23 protein-coding genes are annotated in these 17522 nt (G+C 38.8%); 21 read left to right on the top strand and 2 right to left on the bottom strand.

Going from position 1 to position 17522, the window contains the following annotated elements; translation table 11 throughout:
• Nucleotides 1–149 precede the first annotated feature (149 nt).
• Nucleotides 150–554, top strand: a complete 405-nt coding sequence (locus tag ACQK2H_RS07175; protein WP_425390777.1) for a hypothetical protein — start codon at nt 150–152, stop codon at nt 552–554.
• Nucleotides 555–563: 9 nt separating this feature from the next.
• Here the strand turns inward: ACQK2H_RS07175 and ACQK2H_RS07180 are convergent, their stop codons facing one another.
• Complete coding sequence (locus ACQK2H_RS07180; protein WP_425390778.1) at nt 564–1175, bottom strand: recombinase family protein; 612 nt, start codon at nt 1173–1175, stop codon at nt 564–566.
• Between the two features lie 284 nt (nt 1176–1459).
• On the opposite strand from ACQK2H_RS07180, the gene ACQK2H_RS07185 reads away from it, so the two are divergent.
• The 19 genes from ACQK2H_RS07185 (at nt 1460) to ACQK2H_RS07275 (ending at nt 16291) form a co-directional block, all read left to right on the top strand.
• Nucleotides 1460–1810, top strand: a complete 351-nt coding sequence (locus ACQK2H_RS07185; protein ID WP_350206892.1) for a SnoaL-like domain-containing protein — start codon at nt 1460–1462, stop codon at nt 1808–1810.
• Between the two features lie 82 nt (nt 1811–1892).
• Nucleotides 1893–2519 (top strand): YceI family protein, encoded by a 627-nt coding sequence (locus tag ACQK2H_RS07190; RefSeq protein ID WP_350206891.1) that lies wholly within the window; start codon nt 1893–1895, stop codon nt 2517–2519.
• A gap of 19 nt (nt 2520–2538) precedes the next feature.
• Complete coding sequence (locus ACQK2H_RS07195; protein WP_350206890.1) at nt 2539–2910, top strand: DoxX family protein; 372 nt, start codon at nt 2539–2541, stop codon at nt 2908–2910.
• Between the two features lies 1 nt (nt 2911).
• On the top strand, nt 2912–3568 hold the full coding sequence (locus ACQK2H_RS07200; protein ID WP_350206889.1) for an NAD(P)-dependent oxidoreductase: 657 nt from the start codon (nt 2912–2914) through the stop codon (nt 3566–3568).
• A gap of 80 nt (nt 3569–3648) precedes the next feature.
• Nucleotides 3649–4128, top strand: a complete 480-nt coding sequence (locus tag ACQK2H_RS07205) for a phospholipase (RefSeq protein ID WP_350206888.1) — start codon at nt 3649–3651, stop codon at nt 4126–4128.
• A 20-nt stretch (nt 4129–4148) separates the two neighbouring features.
• Nucleotides 4149–4595: a MarR family winged helix-turn-helix transcriptional regulator gene (locus ACQK2H_RS07210; RefSeq protein ID WP_350206887.1), complete on the top strand. Its 447-nt coding sequence runs from the start codon at nt 4149–4151 to the stop codon at nt 4593–4595.
• Nucleotides 4596–4644: 49 nt separating this feature from the next.
• Complete coding sequence (locus tag ACQK2H_RS07215) at nt 4645–5508, top strand: class III extradiol ring-cleavage dioxygenase (RefSeq protein WP_350206886.1); 864 nt, start codon at nt 4645–4647, stop codon at nt 5506–5508.
• A 57-nt stretch (nt 5509–5565) separates the two neighbouring features.
• A complete protein-coding gene (locus ACQK2H_RS07220) occupies nt 5566–5997 on the top strand; it encodes a PaaI family thioesterase (RefSeq protein WP_424964398.1) in 432 nt (143 codons plus the stop codon).
• Nucleotides 5998–6253: 256 nt separating this feature from the next.
• Nucleotides 6254–7132 carry an AraC family transcriptional regulator gene (locus tag ACQK2H_RS07225; protein WP_350206884.1) on the top strand — a complete coding sequence of 293 codons (879 nt, stop codon included), beginning with the start codon at nt 6254–6256 and terminating at the stop codon, nt 7130–7132.
• Between the two features lie 170 nt (nt 7133–7302).
• On the top strand, nt 7303–8154 hold the full coding sequence (locus ACQK2H_RS07230; protein WP_350206883.1) for an alpha/beta hydrolase: 852 nt from the start codon (nt 7303–7305) through the stop codon (nt 8152–8154).
• Nucleotides 8155–8181: 27 nt separating this feature from the next.
• Nucleotides 8182–9132: a VOC family protein gene (locus tag ACQK2H_RS07235; RefSeq protein ID WP_350206882.1), complete on the top strand. Its 951-nt coding sequence runs from the start codon at nt 8182–8184 to the stop codon at nt 9130–9132.
• 211 nt (nt 9133–9343) lie between these two features.
• Nucleotides 9344–9688, top strand: a complete 345-nt coding sequence (locus ACQK2H_RS07240; RefSeq protein WP_350206881.1) for a cupin domain-containing protein — start codon at nt 9344–9346, stop codon at nt 9686–9688.
• The gene (locus tag ACQK2H_RS07245) at nt 9688–10449 is read left to right on the top strand and encodes an SDR family oxidoreductase (RefSeq protein WP_350206880.1); all 762 of its coding nucleotides are present in this window, start codon (nt 9688–9690) and stop codon (nt 10447–10449) included. The genes ACQK2H_RS07240 and ACQK2H_RS07245 overlap by 1 nt, the downstream gene beginning before the upstream one ends.
• A gap of 1 nt (nt 10450) precedes the next feature.
• On the top strand, nt 10451–11233 hold the full coding sequence (locus tag ACQK2H_RS07250; RefSeq protein WP_350206879.1) for an SDR family oxidoreductase: 783 nt from the start codon (nt 10451–10453) through the stop codon (nt 11231–11233).
• A 102-nt stretch (nt 11234–11335) separates the two neighbouring features.
• Entirely contained in the window at nt 11336–12340 is a 1005-nt protein-coding gene (locus ACQK2H_RS07255; protein ID WP_424964399.1) for an NAD(P)-dependent oxidoreductase, read from the top strand.
• Between the two features lie 4 nt (nt 12341–12344).
• The gene (locus ACQK2H_RS07260; protein WP_350206877.1) at nt 12345–13124 is read left to right on the top strand and encodes a 2-keto-4-pentenoate hydratase; all 780 of its coding nucleotides are present in this window, start codon (nt 12345–12347) and stop codon (nt 13122–13124) included.
• 18 nt (nt 13125–13142) lie between these two features.
• Nucleotides 13143–14069, top strand: a complete 927-nt coding sequence (locus tag ACQK2H_RS07265; RefSeq protein ID WP_350206876.1) for an acetaldehyde dehydrogenase (acetylating) — start codon at nt 13143–13145, stop codon at nt 14067–14069.
• Nucleotides 14070–14074: 5 nt separating this feature from the next.
• Nucleotides 14075–15076, top strand: a complete 1002-nt coding sequence (gene dmpG, locus ACQK2H_RS07270) for a 4-hydroxy-2-oxovalerate aldolase (RefSeq protein ID WP_424964400.1) — start codon at nt 14075–14077, stop codon at nt 15074–15076.
• A 123-nt stretch (nt 15077–15199) separates the two neighbouring features.
• The gene (locus ACQK2H_RS07275; RefSeq protein ID WP_350206874.1) at nt 15200–16291 is read left to right on the top strand and encodes a hypothetical protein; all 1092 of its coding nucleotides are present in this window, start codon (nt 15200–15202) and stop codon (nt 16289–16291) included.
• A gap of 126 nt (nt 16292–16417) precedes the next feature.
• Here ACQK2H_RS07275 and ACQK2H_RS07280 read toward each other — a convergent pair whose 3' ends face one another.
• A complete protein-coding gene (locus ACQK2H_RS07280; protein ID WP_350206873.1) occupies nt 16418–16984 on the bottom strand; it encodes a TetR/AcrR family transcriptional regulator in 567 nt (188 codons plus the stop codon).
• 78 nt (nt 16985–17062) lie between these two features.
• Between ACQK2H_RS07280 and ACQK2H_RS07285 the strand changes: the two genes are divergently transcribed.
• Nucleotides 17063–17515 (top strand): helix-turn-helix domain-containing protein, encoded by a 453-nt coding sequence (locus ACQK2H_RS07285; RefSeq protein WP_350206872.1) that lies wholly within the window; start codon nt 17063–17065, stop codon nt 17513–17515.
• Nucleotides 17516–17522: the final 7 nt, after the last annotated feature.

Here is a 17522-nt window from a genome sequence, read left to right on the forward strand (position 1 = left end):
AATGCATATAAGCCGCAATAATATCATAAATGCATTAAAAATGATGCAAAAATTATATATTACATGTTGAATAATGTGATTTTTAACTAAGTATGTCTAGATTGCCATCATACCGAAACACTAATGAGCACGCGAGCTTCAACAACATTATGGATGATTCACAAAAAGCTTCTAATGAATTAGGCGATGGCAAAATTGTCGGAATTACAATAGCTAAAATTCAGAATAATACTGGTGTTAAAAATAAAGCTATTTCCAAGGCAACGGGTATCGATCGAAATAGGCTTGGGCGATTAATAAATGATAGCTCAAAAATGTATGCCTTTGAGGTTGTAAGAATCTCTAACTTCTTAAAAGTTCCTATTGGAGAATTATTTGATGAATCAATTCGGTTGTCACCTATTACTATGAAGGTGGTTGAATTGTTTGAGTCAAAGACATTCCAAGAAAGAGAGCGCTTATTTAAAGCTCTTTCTTTACTTAATACAGAGTTCGAGGCAATAGAATTGAATGTAAAGGAGGAAATGCACAGTTATTTAGCTCAAGAAACCTAATAGAGTTAACTAAGTCAAATCCTTCACCTTCTTAATAGTATTAGGTGAAGACTTACATAGCTTCTGAATCTCTCTTGAAGAATAACCCTTGGCCAGGTATTTCTGAATATCAGAATGTTTTGCAAGAAACTTCTCACGTGATTCTATTGATCCAACTTTTCTTCCTGTTGTAAGACCTTTCGATTTTCTGGATCTTATTCCCGATTTGATTCGATAGCTCATTTGCTCGCTTTCCAATCTGGCCAGATCAGCCATGATAGTAACTATAAGTTTGGTGAATATCTCACTTGAGGATTCGGACTTGTTAATAGTGGTGCCAAGATTATGGATGTATATAGCTACTCCTTGCTTTTTGAGATCCTCAATTAGTCCAAGGACCTCATGCGTATTTCGTCCCAGCCTGGAGACTTCTGATACCATGATGCAATTTGCTTCTCCCGACCTAAGGTAGGAGAGAGCCTTCTGGAGAATAGGGCGATCGTCTATTGAAACAGAAAATCCAGAAATCTTTTCTGAGAAGATTTTTACTACCTCAAATTCTTTTAATGACTTCATGTCGTTGACTTGTCTTAAAGTAGACTGATCCTTAGAGGATACTCTTGTATATAGAATTGCTTTCATGTTACTATTTAAATACTAGCTAAAATAGTATCTATTTTTAAAGCTAATGATAAAGGAATTGGTCAAACATCAAAAAAATGATAACATTATTTATTTAATAACATCTAATAAAGAAAATTATATATTATGAATACCAATTAATAAAGTACAAGAATGACAAACTGAGCCTACAATCTCCTTTTAATTTACGATTTTAAAATATATGTTTAGACATATTTTGTCTAAACTTTTAATTAGATTCACTTATTAATATTTAATTAATCAACACTTAAATCCAGAAAGAAATGAGTTTAAAAGAAAAAATTGAAGACCTGAATGAGATGATTTTGTCCGGACAAATGATGGAGGCTTTTGAAAAACACTACCATACCGATGTTTCTATGCAAGAAAATAGTCAACCACCGACAATTGGAAAAGATGCTAACAGGGAACGTGAAATTGAGTCAATGGGAAATATTGAAACATTCCATGGCGCAGAAGTAAAAAGTGTTGCGATTGGAGACGATGTGACTATGGTAGAATGGGAAATGGATGTGACCTATAAAGGAGCGCCTCGGATGACCATGTGCCAAGTAGCTGTCCAAAGGTGGCAGGATGGACAGATAATCCATGAACGATTTTATTATTCTTCTTAATATGAAAGAGCTTTCATATAGATATTCAACTTTTTACTTATAGCATGATTTGAAAACTATCTAAAACCAATAAACGATGAAAATGAAAACCAGATTGATCGCAAGCTTACTTATCCTAGGGCTATTTGCGTGTAACAATTCAAACAAAAATGAGTCTTCTGACTCTAGGGAACAAGTAGCAAATGAAGACACAGTCACCTCAGTTTCTTACGCAATTGACACAACCAGTTTTGTAAACTGGAAGGGTAGCATGATTGGCGTATATGCCCATGAAGGAACTATCGGCTTCAAAGAAGGATCACTCACAATTACAGGTGGCATTGTGTCTGAGGGTGCCTTTATCGTGGACATGTCATCAATGGTCACTACGGATGATGATGCGTTGTATGAAATGGCTCCTCGTGAAAAGTTGATCGGGCACCTTCAGTCTGATGACTTTTTTAGCGTAGAGACTTTTCCAACAGCGAGTTTTACGGTAAAAAGTGCCACAGAAGGTTCAATCACCGGAGATCTGACCATTAAAGGGGTAACAAATGAAGAGACGGTTACGAATGTTTCCATAGATGAAGACGGAGGAAAGCTAAGTGCAAGCGGAAATCTAACTTTTGACCGTCAGATCTATGGGATTTCATATAAAAACACAATGGGAGACATGGTCCTGGCAGATGAAATTGAGCTTCGCATTGAACTTTTAGCTACAAAAAAATAGTATCTAATCATTAGTTAATATGGAAACAAAACAATTATCAAAAAGCAGAAAGTTAACCAGCTGGATCATAGCTGGTTTATTAACATCTCTCTTCCTTTATAGCGCATCGGGCAAATTTATTGCCCCAGAAATGACAGAGATGTTTGAGGCATTTGGGTTATCAAAATGGATTACGATTATTGCCATTGGTGAAATAATTTCTACAATCCTTTTTCTCTTTCCCAAAACCAACATTTTTGGTTCATTCCTCTTGAGTTCATATATGGGAGGTGCCATAGTGGCACACATGAGTATTGGTGATTCTTTTCTAGTGCAATCTGTAGTCCTAATATTGGTTTGGGCTGTGGCTTTTTTGAGGAATCCAGAGCTATTGGCTAGTTTCAAAAATTAACATGAACATTGCAATTTTCGGAGCTACAGGAAGAACTGGCATTCATCTGGTAGATGAAGCCGTTTCTTTAGGCCATCATCCTGTTTGCCTGGTGCGTGACGAATCTTCTTCAAAACTATCTTCGAAGAAGTTGTCCATCATATCCGGGTCACCACTTGAATATGAAGATGTCTTGAAAACCATTGATGGTTGTGAGGCGGTATTTTGTGCGCTAAACATTGCTCGAGTATCTGATAATCCCTGGTCGAAAGTTGTTTCACCTCAGAACCTTTTAGAACAGTCCATGTCCAATATTGTGAGGGTAATGAAAGAGAAAGGGATTAAAAGGATATTGACTGTGTCTGCCTGGGGAGTGGCGGATAGCTATGAAGAAACCAACTGGATGTTTAAACTATTGATCAACAAAACCAATGTAGGCACTGCTTATAGGGGGCATGAGCAACAGGAAAAAATCCTGAAGGAGAGCGACCTGGAGTGGACGTCTGTGAGACCTGTCGGATTAACAAATAGTCTTAAACATAAACCAACACGTGTAAGCATAGATGGTTCAAAAAAACTTCGCATGACAATTGGAAGAAAGGACGTAGCTAAGTTTATGCTGAGTATCTTAAAAGATGAGCAATATTTTAAGAAAGCTCCTAGTATTTCAAACGATTAAGATGAGGGCAGCTCAGAAATTTTGATCTTTTTGAGCTGTCTTCTTTCATTTACTACATAATTGAATAGGACATTAAGCTTATGAATAAATTGGAATTAACCTCCTATAGGCCAGGAGAGAAACCCAAAACCACCCCCACAAACCCTCATACACAGTTAGATCAGCAGCCTGAGGATTTATCCTTTATAGAAGAGTTAAATAAATGGGCCTTTTCCCTCCCATATATCTCTAGGGAACAAAGCAGAATTTCGGTACCCGGAGCTCAAGCTATGTGCTTACCCCATGATAAAAGTTGTCAGCACTGCAATGCGTTTATGGTAGGTACTGAATTTGCGCATTTTCATCCCTATCCGGATTATAGCATGCACCTAAGTCTGCCAGAAAATGACGTAAAAGAAGTCATCTACAAGGGATGGGGTGAAATGCACCCTGTTGTGTACAAGGGTTGGCTTCCACCAAATTTCATTATGCTTTATGCTCCCAGAAACAATGAAGAATTGGAGGTAGCCAAAATCATCCTTACACAATCATATAATTTCGCCCTTGGGAATAATGATTAGTTAGATTAAAAAGACTTATAGTGAGATTAGAAGACGAAATAAAAAGTAGCTTTAGAAACGATTATCACAAGGCTCTTGTCAACCTATACTATACCAATAGTGTTATCGGGCAAAAATTTTTTAAGCTAATCAACAAGCATGGGTTAGCCACCCCGCAGTTCAACGTACTCAGAATTCTAAAAGGCCAGTATCCTAAGGCTGCCACTATTGGACTTATAAAAGAGAGAATGGTTGATAAAAACTCCGATGCTAGTAGAATTGTGGACAGGCTTCACAAAAAAGAGTTAATAAGTCGTACAGAGAGCCAAACTGACCGTAGACAAAAGGAAGTAATTATTACTCAAAGAGGATTGGATTTACTTAAGAAAATGTCTTTTTGCGAGGAACAGGAAGATGCTATCCTGTCTAATTTGAACACCCAAGAGGTTCAACAGCTAAACGCCCTGTTAGACAAGATCAGATCATAACACTATCATGGATCGGTCCACTTTTTTGAAACTATCAATTATAGGAACTATGGGTGCAACCACATACGGGTTAAAGGGATTTGCAAAGTCGATCCAAGATATGAAGCGTACTGGTCAAGTGTTACCTGTATTGTTTACATCTCACGGAAACCCAATGGATATACCAATACCAGCTTATGGGAATCCATTCACCTCCTATTTGGGAGATACTGGAAAGCAGATCAGGGAAAAATATAAAGTAAATGCTATTTTGGTCGTTTCCGCTCATTGGTGCACGAATGGTACCTACGTAAATACATCACCATGGCCTAAAACGCTTTATGACTATTATGGTTTCCCTGCAAACTATTATACCGAAAAGTATCCCGCACCGGGAGCACCAGAAATCGCAAAAGAGATAGCTTCCAATATTTCTACTATTAATGAAACTACAGACTGGGGTTTTGATCATGGCAACTGGCCCATGCTGAAGCATCTTTTTCCCAAAGCCGATGTTCCTGTTTTTCAATTGAGTATTGACTATTACAAGCCACCACAATATCATTATGATCTCGCATTACAGTTGAAGAAGTATCGAAAAAAAGGAGTGTTGATTATTGGAAGCGGTGCACTGGTACATAATCTTCAATTGGCGATGGCAAAAATGCAAAGGAGAGATACCAAACTATACGGTTGGGAAATGGAGTTTGACAGTTGGATTAAACAGCGAATTGATGCAAGGGACTTGAAAAGCATCATTAACTATGAAAAGAATAAACTGGGTCTGTTAGCAGCTCCGACACCTGATCATTATGTTCCGCTGATCTACTCAATGGCACTGACTGATAGTGGAGATGAAATTATACATACTTATTCAGAAATGCTTCCCGGATTTAGTAACAGAAGTTTTATAATCGAGGCAGTGGATACGTAATAGATTCAACCTTGATACCTTTTAATGACCAAGTTTTAACCTTTAATATTTTAAATAATGGAACAAAAGGAGATTTTCGATCTTCTAAAAAAAGGAATAGAAGATTTAATGCCGGCCAACAAGATTTTAGGGCTACAGATAGAGGAGTTAAAGGAAGGTTTCGCATTAATAAAAGTTCCCTTCAAAGATGAGTTCATCGGTGATTTTTTGCAAGAAAGATGGCATGGCGGCATACTTGCGTCCATAGCCGATACTGCAGGGGGAATTGCTGGAGCAACTATGCTCAGTGCTATGTCGGATAGAATTAATACAGTGGACATGCGCATAGACTATCTACATGGCGCTAAAAAGGGGGATGTAAAGGCGACTGCAAAAGTGATAAAGAATGGAAAGACCATTGTTAAAGTAGATATACAATTATTTCAAGATCAAGAAGATGATCCCATAGCCGTTGCACGATGTGTGTATAGTGTTTTAAAATCAAAATAGCTGGAAAAAGACTGAGAAATCGGGAGGTATTTTTTTAATTCAATATCTATTCTACTCCCTAGTAACGAAAGAACACAAATAGAATAGGTATCGGAATCTTTCTGATCAGCAGGTTGAGTTGATACCTAAAGGTTTTCTAGTTCGAGATTCTCATGAATAACATTTTAAGATGAAGCACACGACATAATGTTAGGTTTAAGGTCTTTATAAATTTAATTTTAATTCATGTACTTTGAATTAAATTGATGATATCCCAATGAAACCTGTTCCGAACTATTTAGAGTACGGTGAAAAATCGTTAAATCATTTAACAGATTATTTTTCAATAAAAACGATTCAAAGCCTGGCACAAACAGTAAAGGTACTTGAACCTCATTGTCATAGTCTTTTGTACCAGCTTGTATGGATATCTGAAGGAAAGTACATCGTAACTATTGACGATGAGAAACATGAAATTCAAGGCAGTCAATTCTTACTGCTTTACCCAAACACTATACATGCAACAAATTTTGCTGAAACTCTTCGGGGTTATTCAGTCCACTTCAGTGCAGATTTTTTTGAAATCCATTCTGACAATAACAGCCACCTTGCCAGAATTATCAAACATAATATTCCTAATAGGTTCTTGATTGTAAAAATGAATGAAGAAACTGCTGAGGAAGTTGAAGGCCTTTTTTCCCGTATGAGTGATACCTACAATAGCGGCTCGTTTCTGAAAGATGAAATTCTTCGATCTTACTTAAACCTCGCCCTATTAAGGTTATACGAATTTCATGACCAACCTGCTAGTAATGCAGATTACTCCTCCTCCCAAACTATCGTCAATAGGTTTTTTCAAGCTGTTGAAGAACACTTTAAAGCCAAAAAGAGTGTGGCAGAGTATGCACATAGTTTAAACATTTCAGAAGGACACCTTAATCATGTGGTAAAAGGTGAAACCGGATACCCAGCCGGCCAAATCATTCGTGAACGACTTCTGCATGAAGCTCAAAGATTACTCATCTATTCTGATCAAACTGTTTCAGAAATTGCCTATCAATTAAACTTCAATCATCCAACCTACTTTTTTAGGATGTTTAAGAAGTACACAGGAAGCACTCCCAAAAATTTCAGAAATAGTTATCAAAAAAGATAGTCAAGCCTTATTGGCTCTGACATTACCATTTCTCCTTAATTCCAATCGGGATTGAAGCGTATAAAACGAATATGCGAAATGTATATTTTAATAGCCATTTTGTATATAAGAAATTAGGTTCTTTTAATAGACATTGCTTCTTCATTAACCCTTAAACAACATTAATCCCTATGGTAGATGTTACCAACCGTATTGTTGAAAATGCGAATAATACATATCTCAATGAGTGTGGAGCAGGTCAAAAAGAAGCAATTTTATTCTTACATGGATCGGGACCAGGTGCTAGTGCTTGGTCAAACTGGCAATATATAATGCCTGAATTTGGGGAGAAATTTTATTGTCTTGCGCCAGACTTGGTTGGTTTTGGAAAAAGCCATCATCCAGAAAAGCCACCTAATGGTATGCGCAACTGGATGAGGCTGTGGATGGATCAACTTATCTCTCTATTGGACGAACTTAATCTTGAAAGGGTACACATGGTGGGAAATTCCATGGGTGGTGCAATAGCTCTCCAACTTTTAATGGATTTTCCGGATCGGTTTAACAGAGTTGTACTAATGGGGCCTGCCGGTGCACCAACGACCATTACACCGGAATTGGATAGAACATGGGGGTACTACGATGACCCATCACAAGAACTCATGGCCAATATAATCTCCTGGTTTTCATACAATCAAAGCATTATCGGAGATCAACTGAAAGACATTTCCAAGATGCGCCATGAAGCCACCTTAGATACGAATATTCGCAGATCTTTCGGGGCTATGTTTCCTGCACCAAGGCAACAGCACCTTGACGAATTGGTAATCCCGGACGGTTCTCTACGAAACATGGATCACCCTATTCTGATTATACATGGGCAAGAAGATCTGCTCGTAAATGTAGACACCAGCTACTACTTAATCAAGCATCTTCCAAATGCCCAAATGCACATTTTCAGCCATTGTAGTCACTGGACCCAAATAGAATATAAGGAATCCTTTCACTTTTTGTTGAAAGGGTTCTTTGAGAAGAATTTTTAAAAAAAATAAACAATAACCTAAAATAAAATGCAAAAGAAGTTAGCAAAACTGGGCCATGTTGCCCTAGTTACGCCCAATCTTGAAAAGTCACATTGGTTCTTTCACGATGTTGTTGGATTAAACGAGCAAAAGCGTGAAGGCAATAAGATTTATTATCGAGGATGGGCTGATTTTGAACACCATACATTGATCCTTATCGAAGGAAAGGAAGCCGTGCTTGATCACATAGCTTGGAAAACCTGCGAGCCTGACGATGTAGATTATTTTTATGGTAAGGTAGAAAGCGCAGGCTTATCGCCAGCATGGGTGCCTGAAGGAGAAGAGGCTGGCTTGGGAAAAGCGTTTCGCTTCAGATTACCAACAGGCCAGACCTATGAAATTTACTATGAGATGGAAAAACCATTGGCTCCAGAAGGAAAGCGATCCAGATTGAAAAATCAGGTTTTCAAATCTTTTGATCATGGGATATCCCCGCGTTGTATAGATCATGTCAACTTCAATGTGGGCAACCCATCAGAATGCATGAAATTACACGAAGAACTTTTTGGTTTCAAAGTGCGAGAGTACATCCAATTAGATAACGGGTTTGAAATGGCTTATTGGACTTCTGTCACCAGCTTGGTGCATGATTTAGCCATTATGTTTGACGAAGCTGGCCGCCAAAACAGGCTGCACCATACGGCGTTCTATCTCGATAATTTTCAGGACGTGGCGAGAGCTGCTGATATTTTTAGGGAAAATGGTGTAGAACTTAGTCTGGCGCCAGGTAGGCACGGGATTTCACAGGCTGGTTTCATTTATGCAATTGATCCAGGTAGTGGTCATAGGCTCGAGCTGTTTAGTGGAGGATATCATATTTATGATCCTGACTGGAAACCAGTGCAATGGAAAGAGAAGGAATTAGCGGAGGGCATTATATGGTGGGGTCCAGAGTTATCTCCAACATTTTTGGCAGAATCAATTGGTCCTGAAGAATAAGTATACCATGATGGAAAAATTTAGAAAAAATATTTTTCAGGATATAAAAGTTCTTTGCACAATAATGGTGTTTGCTTGCTGGCCTGGAATTCTCCAGGCACAAGTAAACTTACCACCAAAAAATTATTATCAAAATTTAAACTTATTGTAAAAGTATTTCTCTGAAATTGTAACCATTTAAAATGGAAGAAATAATAAACCAATATATTTTATGAACAACTACGCACAAATGGATGAACTGCCATTTTTGGAGGCTGGAGAAATAAAACTATATCCTTTTGCCGGTGATGGGCTAATGACTGTACAAGCAAAACTGCCCAAAGGTAGTGTAGCAGCCAAGCATTCACATCCTCATGAGCAGATGAGCTTTGTCGCCGAGGGGCACGTAAAAGTAAGAATGAAAGGGAAGGAATTTAATTTATTCCAAGGAGGCATTGTTCACTTTCCATCCAATGAAGAGCATGAAGTGGAAGCTGTAGAAGATACCATTTTAATAGACCTTTTCACCCCTGTCAGAGAAGACCTTATTCAAAAGCTAGAAGAGAGTGCTACGTGATGGAGAGAAAAATTGCACTTCTTACAGGTGCCTCAAAAGGAATTGGGTTTGCCACGGCGCAAGCATTGGCAAAGAGGGGTTATGATCTGATTATTAACAGTAGGAATACCTCTGATTCTGTCACAAAACTTCAGAATTTGGGTATAAATGTAGAAGGGGTTGATGGTAGCCTGGGGGATTCAGCCACCATCTCCGCTTTGGTGACCAAGGTAAAGGAAAAGAACCATATTGATGCCATACTTCTCAACCATGGTGGGCCACCGATTAAGCCATTTATGGATGTTTCTGATTCAGAATGGGAAGCTTATGCCAAAATCATGCTTCATGGACCACTAAGTCTTTTACGAGGACTTACACCAATGATGCAAAAACAAAATAGTGGTAAAGTAGTAGCTATAACTTCCTTTACGGTAAAAAGCCCCTATCAAGGCATTATTCTGTCAAATAGCTTAAGAGCCGCTCTGGTCAATGCCCTTAAGACAGCAGCATTAGAATTGGGTAGTGATGGAATACTCATCAATACTGTAGCACCAGGATACATCGCTACACAAAGAATACTTGACTTTAATCAGCGCTATGCCGATAGTGAAAATATTAGCAAAGAGGAGGTTGATCAAAGAACGATTAATGAAATTCCATTAAAGAAATTCGGGATGCCGGAAGATGTGGCAAGCTTGGCTGCTTATCTGCTCTCAGAAGAGAACCAATACATTACGGGTCAGAATATTCACGTAGATGGAGGGCTAATAATAGCAAATTGAAATGAATTTAGACTTAAAAGATAAAGTAGCTTTTGTAGCGGGGGGCAGCCAGGGAATGGGAGCAGCCGTGGCAGAAGAGCTATCCAAAGAAGGAGCCATTGTGTATGTATGTGCACGCACAAAAGAGAAACTAGAAGAACGTGCAAAGGACATTGAAGAAAAGACTGGAAACCAGGTCATCGCTTTGGTCTGTGATGTCACCAACGAGAGCGACATAATCAAAGCATATGAAGTAATTAGTGAACAACAAGGTAAACTTGATTTGCTGTTTACAAATTCAGGTGCACCTGCCTCAGGAAATTTGTCTTCCCTTTCTTCGCAAGAATGGGAAAACGGGTATCGCACCATTATCGCATCGGTGAGACACCTCTGTTACCATGGGCTAAATATCTTTTCAGACAATGCAAGTATTGTCATCAACACTTCGAGCTACATACGCCAGCCTTCTGTTGACTATACGTTGGCTTCTAACCTACGATTGGCTGTAGCGGGTATGGTCAAGACTTTTTCAGAAGAATTGGCTCCCAATATACGTGTAAACGGCATTGCACCGGGTTACACCAGCACAGAGGTAGTGGCCAATTATGTGAAAATGGTGGCGGGTGAAAAAAAGCAGAACTTAGAAGAAACAGAAAAACAAATGGCTGCCAACATACCCCTGGGTCGATTCGCAAGCCCTGAAGAAATTGGCAAAGTTGTTACTTTCTTGCTTTCTCCAGCAGCCTCTTTTGTTCAGGGGGCTATCTGGACTGTAGATGGTGGGGAATCAAAATTTCCAATTTAGTCCATGAAAGTGGTTTTGACCTTCTGTGCGAAATGTTTACTGCATTGATTAAAGATTATTTATCGTGAAAGTTTCTTATGACCATATAAAATCAAAAAATGCATGAATACACCAAAACACACGATATCTATTAGTAATAAAGTAAGTAATGAGGAGATCAAGTACTATAAAAAGGAGCTTGGTGGGATTGCAGACCTTTATTTTCTCAATGGCTTGTCAGCAGAAGACCAGGCTGAAAAACTCAAAAAGTCAAATATTTTAATAGCCAGAAATCCAACCATTGAGCTTCCCGAAGTGAAGGATCGTGCTTTTAATGGCATTAGATTTATCCAATTACTCTCAGCCGGATTTGACCATTTGGATTTTAGTAGGTTCCCACAAGAAACTATTGTGGCCGGTAATATGGGTGCCTATGCTATACCGATGGCTGAGCATGGGGTGGGAATGATATTGTCTCTGGCCAAAAACCTGGGACAAAGGCATGAGGAAATGAAGCAAGGTGAATTTAACCAGTTTGGAAGCAGTTCCACTTTGATCGACCAAAAAGTTTGCGGAATCATTGGTTTCGGAGGTATCGGGAAGCGTATCGCACGCATTATGAAGTCTGCTTTCAATTGTCAAATATTTGCCATAAACACAAGTGGAGAGAGTACAGAACCTACAGATTGGATTGGAAAATTGGATCAACTTGATTACCTGCTCTCCAAAACCGATTTTATCGTCATCACCATTCCGTTAACGGCTCAAACAGAAAACCTGATAGGTCACTCTGAACTTGCCAAAATGAAAGAGAATGCCATCTTGGTTAACCTTGCGCGTGGGCAAATTATCGATGAAGAGCCTTTGTACCAAAAACTTAAATCAACGCCTACATTTAAGGCTGCTATAGATGCCTGGTGGATAGAACCCTTCTTTGTAAACGAGTTCAAGTTGAGCTTTCCGTTTCTTGACCTGCCAAATGTGCTCGGGTCGCCACATAACTCAGCAATGGTAGATGGGGTGTTGCTACATTCCAGTAAGGTGGGAATTCCCAATGTAAAAAAATATATCAATACTGGTAAAGCAGAAAGATTGCTGGATTTATCAGACCATAAAAAATTTTATTGAAGGCATGAGTATAAAAACAAATATAGCAGAGAGACTATGGGAGGCTGGAGCTTCTGGAAAACCTATCGAACCCATTAGTGAGGAAGTTGGCGTGGAGGATATTACATTGGCATACCAAATCCAAAACCTCAATACAAAGAGACGTATTGAAAATGGAAGCAAAATCATTGGAAAGAAGATAGGTCTTACCTCAGAGGCGATACAGCGACAGGTTGGTGTGGAACAGCCAGATTTTGGCGTGCTTTTTCATGATATGGAAGTACTCAATGGGCTTTCAGTTAGCACTAAAAAACTAATGCAGCCTAAAGTGGAAGCTGAAATAGCCTTTGTTTTGAGCCATGATTTAGATCATAGTACGATCACTACTATAGATGTGATAAATGCCATTGATTATGCAATACCTGCCATTGAAATCCTGGGAAGCAGGATAGCCGATTGGAACATAAAAATTACAGATACCGTAGCAGATAACGCTTCTGCCAGTCATTTTGTAATCGGACACACCCCTCTTTCTCTATCTGAATTTGATATGATAAACGCACAAATGACCATGAAAATAAATAACACAGTGGTCTCAGAAGGGACTGGAGCGGCATGTCTAGGCAGCCCTATTAATGCCGTATTATGGTTGGCGAAAAAGATGGTAGAAGTAGGAACTCCGCTTAGAGAAGGAGAATTGATATTATCAGGAGCTCTGGGCCCTATGATACCGGTGAACCCTGACGACTATGTAGAGGTAGAGATAAGTACACTTGGAGGTGCTTCTGTTCATTTCACATCTTAAAGTAAAACGAAATAAGTAATGAAGATAAAGGTAGCAATCATTGGTTCTGGAAATATTGGAACGGATTTGTTGATAAAAATTTTGAGGTATTCAGAAACATTGGAAGTTGCTGCCATGGTGGGTATTGATCCGAAATCTGATGGGCTGGCCCGTGCTGCACGAATGGATGTGCCAACCTGCCATACAGGAGTGGATGGCCTTTTGGAAATGCCAGAATGGAACAACATTAAGATAGTGTTTGATGCTACATCCGCAAAGGCTCATTTGTACAATTGGGAAAAAATACGCCAGTTCTCAGACAAACGCATGATTGACCTTACACCCGCAGCAGTAGGGCCGTATCTTGTGCCAGCAGTCAATTTTTCTGACCACCTTGAAGCCTTGAATGTAAACATGGTCACGTGTGGGGGGCAGGCTACTATTCCAATTGTGGCTGCCATTAGTGATGTGGTAAATGTGCACTATGGTGAAATTGTCGCCTCAATAGCAAGTAAATCTGCGGGTCCCGGCACCCGAGCAAACATTGATGAGTTTACAGAAACCACTTCCCAGGGTATTGAGAAGGTTGGAAGGGCCGAAAAAGGAAAGGCCATTATTATTTTAAATCCAGCTGAACCACCATTGGTGATGAGGGATACAGTTTTTACACTTTCAGAAATGGGTGATAAAGAAGCCATTCGCGAAAGCATACGGGCAAAGGTGAAATTGGTACAAGAATATGTTCCAGGGTATGAACTTCATCAGGAAGTATTATTTGAAGAAATCCCCAAATCAGATCCTGTCCTAATTCAGGGGTTGGGCTATCGGCATGGATTAAGAACTTCTGTTTACCTGAAAGTCACCGGTGCAGGACATTATCTACCAGAATATGCTGGTAACCTGGACATTATGACCAGTGCGGCAAAGGCTACAGCAGAGCGTTTAGTAAAATCAATTCAATCCTAAATTCAATGAAAAAACCATATATACAAGACGTGACCCTAAGAGATGGCATGCACGCCCTTGGTCATCAGTACACCAAAGAGCAAGTAAAGGAATTAGCAATAGCTCTTGACCGTGCCGGTGTTGATGCCATTGAAATAGCACATGGTGATGGGCTTGCCGGAGGTAGTTTTACTTTTGGTTTTGGAGCACAAACCGATTGGGAGTGGCTGGAAGGCATCAGCGAAGAGCTTACCCATGCTCGACTTACGACTCTTATACTGCCTGGTATAGGCACGCTGGAAGATCTCGTAAAAGCCAAAAATATGGGTGTGGAATCTGTACGGATCGCAACTCACTGTACAGAAGCCGATACAGCTATTCAGCATATTCAAGGAGCAAAAAAACTAGGCCTGGACGTAGGTGGTTTTTTGATGATGGCTCATATGAACAGCCCAAAAGATCTAGCAGAACAAGCCAAAATCATGGAACAAGCTGGTGCTGATTGTGTATATGTAACTGACTCGGCCGGGGCTTTGCTTATGGATGATGTGAAAGACAGGATAAAGGCTTTTAAAGAAATTCTGAAGCCATCGACCGAAATTGGTATTCATTGCCATCATAACTTATCACTCGGAGTGGCCAATACCATAGTAGCCATGCAGCATGGGGCCACTCGTCTGGATGCATCACTAACCGGTATGGGGGCTGGTGCCGGCAATGCACCTCTGGAAGTGCTCATAGCCGTACTCAATAAAATGAAGGTATCGCATAGCTGTGACCTGTATCAGCTTATGGATACCGCAGAAGAGATAGTGCGCCCACTCCAAAAAAGACCTGTTCGCGTTGATCGAGAAACCCTTTCATTAGGCTATGCGGGGGTTTATTCCAGTTTTTTATTGCACTCAGAGCGAGCTGCACAAAAGTATGGTCTTGATACACGGGCCATTCTAGAGGAGTTGGCACGAAGGGGCATGGTTGGTGGCCAGGAGGATATGATCGTGGATGTAGCTTTGGATATGGTAAATTAGGACACAGGTTTAAGCTGATTTTACGTTTTGCATTCGGTCAATGTAACATTCAATGGTTATTTGTAACCTATCAGATGTTTTAGCTGTCTAATCGAAAACATGTAATAAATAAAGATGATGACAATGAAAACGCTACAAATATTATTGACGTTACTTCTCTTTTCTTGTTGTAATGATTCGGTCTCTCCATCAGAACAATCACCACCCAAATTACTAGTTGGCCTTTCACTTCAACAATATAAAAATTCAAGTTTCGGAATTGACGGGTATATCGATGGATTGGACCATGCTGTTCAAAATGGCATTAATATGTTTGGGATGAGCCCTGAATGGAATGTATTAGAACCGAGCCCAAACACCTACTCTCTTCAAGATAATTTAACAAATCCGCTGACTTTGCTTGATCAAAATAAAACCAAGCTGGATAGCTACATTATTGTTTTGAAAATGATTGACACGAATATAAAGCTAGTACCAGACGATTTAGCCAACTTGGATTTTGATGATCCAGAGATGATAAATAGGTTTTCACTGCTTTTAGATAAAATTTTTACTGAAGTCCCTTCTATCGAAAGGGTAACCCATGTTTTAATTGGAAATGAAATAGATGGATATTTAAGCACTAATCCCGACCAAATACAACAATTCAAAACATTCTATTTGGCTGCAATACAGCAGATACATGCTTTAAATCCAAGAGTTAAAGTAGGAACAATCATAACCTTTAATGCGGCTAAGAATAATCCAATTCTATTTGACACCTTTAAAACTGAGGGAGATTTTATTTGCTATACCTACTACCCAACAGATGAGCAAAATAGTACTCCATGGCAAATGCGCCCGCCAAGCGATATAAAAGATGATATGGATTGGATGGTACAAAATACCGGAGGCAAACCAATAGCGTTTACGGAAATAGGATATACATCCTCGACTGACAATTCCTCCTCAGAACAACAGCAATCAGATTTTGTGCAAAAAATGTTTAGCTCTATGAAGCCGTACATTAATAGCAAAAATATTGAGTTTGTCTATTATCATGGAATGTATGACTATCCGCAAGGATTTTGCAATCAATATGCTCAACAGCAGGGCGTTGATCCAATACATATTTGTAATTTCATGAACCATTTAGGGCTGAACAATTGGGAAACAGGATTACCGAAACTAGCCTGGTTTACTTTTATTGACGAATTAAGATCCATAAATGAATAACTGTGATTTAGAACCTACATGTAAAAAAAAGCACTTACAGAAATTAATATTCTAGGTCTTCCTTTATAGAAGAATGTATTTGATTGCCTATTGGACTTCATCTTTTTCAAAAGTTCAGGATGAGGTCTAGATTTTCATTTCCTCATGGTGATTTTTTAATCCTGCAATAAAATGATCTATTATCTGAACTAAGTCCTTATTGCTTTTCTTTAGTTCAGGAATTCTACATTGCAGTTTAGCCAATTGCAGGGCCATTATAGCCAAAATCCGTGCATCAATCTCTCTTCTGAAACATTGCAACGAAACCCCCTCAACAATTGCCTTTTCAAATGAAGAAACAATAAAATTATTTTCAAACGTGCTGAATTCATCTTTCCCTTCAGGTATATAAATGGCTATAAATCTCAAAACCTTGTTGTCAATAAGCGTGTATATTTCGTTACACATATAGAAGAGTTGAATAATTCTTTGTATTGGATCTAGGTAATCTATTTTGGTTTCGTAATATTTTATGTGCTTAACAATAAACCTTTTTAGAAGAATAGTAAGTATGTCTGATTTAGAATCATAGTACTTATAAATGGTTTTTTTTGAAATTCCTAATTCAACGGATACACGATCGAGGCTTGCATTTTCAAAACCCTCTTCTAAAATCAATTTTCGAATTGTAGCCAGAATCCTAAGTTTTTTCATACTGTCAATTAATAAAATAAAGTTAGTTTTTCTGTTTCAGAACTAAAAATTACATATTTGCACTTCATAAAAAAACTAATGGAAAAAGAAAAAGCTCAGTTTATTGAGGCTACTGGTGCTCTCATTGAAAAAAAAGGATTCTCCCCTATAGTGAGTAGGGTACTTTCTCTGCTATTGGTATCTGATTCTGAAACGATGAATTTCTATGAAATACAAAAAACCCTGAAAGCCAGTAAATCAGCAGTGAGTAACGGAATAAACTATCTTCTTGATAAAAAATATATAGAGGCTAGTACAAATATAGGTGATCGTAAGAGGTACTTCCGCCTGAATTTTAAGACCTGGATTGAATTATTGAAGTCAATTGGCGAAGAATACCAGAGCTATAGACTGGTGCTTGATCAGGCACTGGAACTCAGATCTAATAAATTAAAAGAAAGCAATTTACAACTCACAAAAATTCGCGATTTATATCAACTTTTTGAGAATAAGCTTCCCGCTATTCTTTCTGAATGGGAAGCTAAAAATTAAATACAAT

The organism is Ekhidna sp., from assembly GCF_965228795.1.
GTDB lineage: Bacteria > Bacteroidota > Bacteroidia > Cytophagales > Cyclobacteriaceae > Ekhidna.

Bases quoted from the DNA above. Each gene is read 5' to 3' on its own strand.
- ACQK2H_RS07175 (WP_425390777.1), top strand. From the start codon at position 150: ATGGATGATTCACAAAAAGCTTCTAATGAATTAGGCGATGGCAAAATT.
- ACQK2H_RS07245 (WP_350206880.1), top strand. From the start codon at position 9,688: ATGGAGAGAAAAATTGCACTTCTTACAGGTGCCTCAAAAGGAATTGGG.
- ACQK2H_RS07275 (WP_350206874.1), top strand. From the start codon at position 15,200: ATGAAAACGCTACAAATATTATTGACGTTACTTCTCTTTTCTTGTTGT.
- dmpG (WP_424964400.1), top strand. From the start codon at position 14,075: ATGAAAAAACCATATATACAAGACGTGACCCTAAGAGATGGCATGCAC.
- ACQK2H_RS07265 (WP_350206876.1), top strand. From the start codon at position 13,143: ATGAAGATAAAGGTAGCAATCATTGGTTCTGGAAATATTGGAACGGAT.
- ACQK2H_RS07215 (WP_350206886.1), top strand. From the start codon at position 4,645: ATGGGTGCAACCACATACGGGTTAAAGGGATTTGCAAAGTCGATCCAA.
- ACQK2H_RS07240 (WP_350206881.1), top strand. From the start codon at position 9,344: ATGAACAACTACGCACAAATGGATGAACTGCCATTTTTGGAGGCTGGA.
- ACQK2H_RS07250 (WP_350206879.1), top strand. From the start codon at position 10,451: ATGAATTTAGACTTAAAAGATAAAGTAGCTTTTGTAGCGGGGGGCAGC.
- ACQK2H_RS07280 (WP_350206873.1), bottom strand. From the start codon at position 16,984: ATGAAAAAACTTAGGATTCTGGCTACAATTCGAAAATTGATTTTAGAA.
- ACQK2H_RS07220 (WP_424964398.1), top strand. From the start codon at position 5,566: ATGGAACAAAAGGAGATTTTCGATCTTCTAAAAAAAGGAATAGAAGAT.
- ACQK2H_RS07225 (WP_350206884.1), top strand. From the start codon at position 6,254: ATGAAACCTGTTCCGAACTATTTAGAGTACGGTGAAAAATCGTTAAAT.
- ACQK2H_RS07205 (WP_350206888.1), top strand. From the start codon at position 3,649: ATGAATAAATTGGAATTAACCTCCTATAGGCCAGGAGAGAAACCCAAA.
- ACQK2H_RS07185 (WP_350206892.1), top strand. From the start codon at position 1,460: ATGAGTTTAAAAGAAAAAATTGAAGACCTGAATGAGATGATTTTGTCC.
- ACQK2H_RS07195 (WP_350206890.1), top strand. From the start codon at position 2,539: ATGGAAACAAAACAATTATCAAAAAGCAGAAAGTTAACCAGCTGGATC.
- ACQK2H_RS07260 (WP_350206877.1), top strand. From the start codon at position 12,345: ATGAGTATAAAAACAAATATAGCAGAGAGACTATGGGAGGCTGGAGCT.
- ACQK2H_RS07190 (WP_350206891.1), top strand. From the start codon at position 1,893: ATGAAAACCAGATTGATCGCAAGCTTACTTATCCTAGGGCTATTTGCG.
- ACQK2H_RS07235 (WP_350206882.1), top strand. From the start codon at position 8,182: ATGCAAAAGAAGTTAGCAAAACTGGGCCATGTTGCCCTAGTTACGCCC.
- ACQK2H_RS07230 (WP_350206883.1), top strand. From the start codon at position 7,303: ATGGTAGATGTTACCAACCGTATTGTTGAAAATGCGAATAATACATAT.
- ACQK2H_RS07200 (WP_350206889.1), top strand. From the start codon at position 2,912: ATGAACATTGCAATTTTCGGAGCTACAGGAAGAACTGGCATTCATCTG.
- ACQK2H_RS07255 (WP_424964399.1), top strand. From the start codon at position 11,336: ATGAATACACCAAAACACACGATATCTATTAGTAATAAAGTAAGTAAT.
- ACQK2H_RS07180 (WP_425390778.1), bottom strand. From the start codon at position 1,175: ATGAAAGCAATTCTATATACAAGAGTATCCTCTAAGGATCAGTCTACT.
- ACQK2H_RS07285 (WP_350206872.1), top strand. From the start codon at position 17,063: ATGGAAAAAGAAAAAGCTCAGTTTATTGAGGCTACTGGTGCTCTCATT.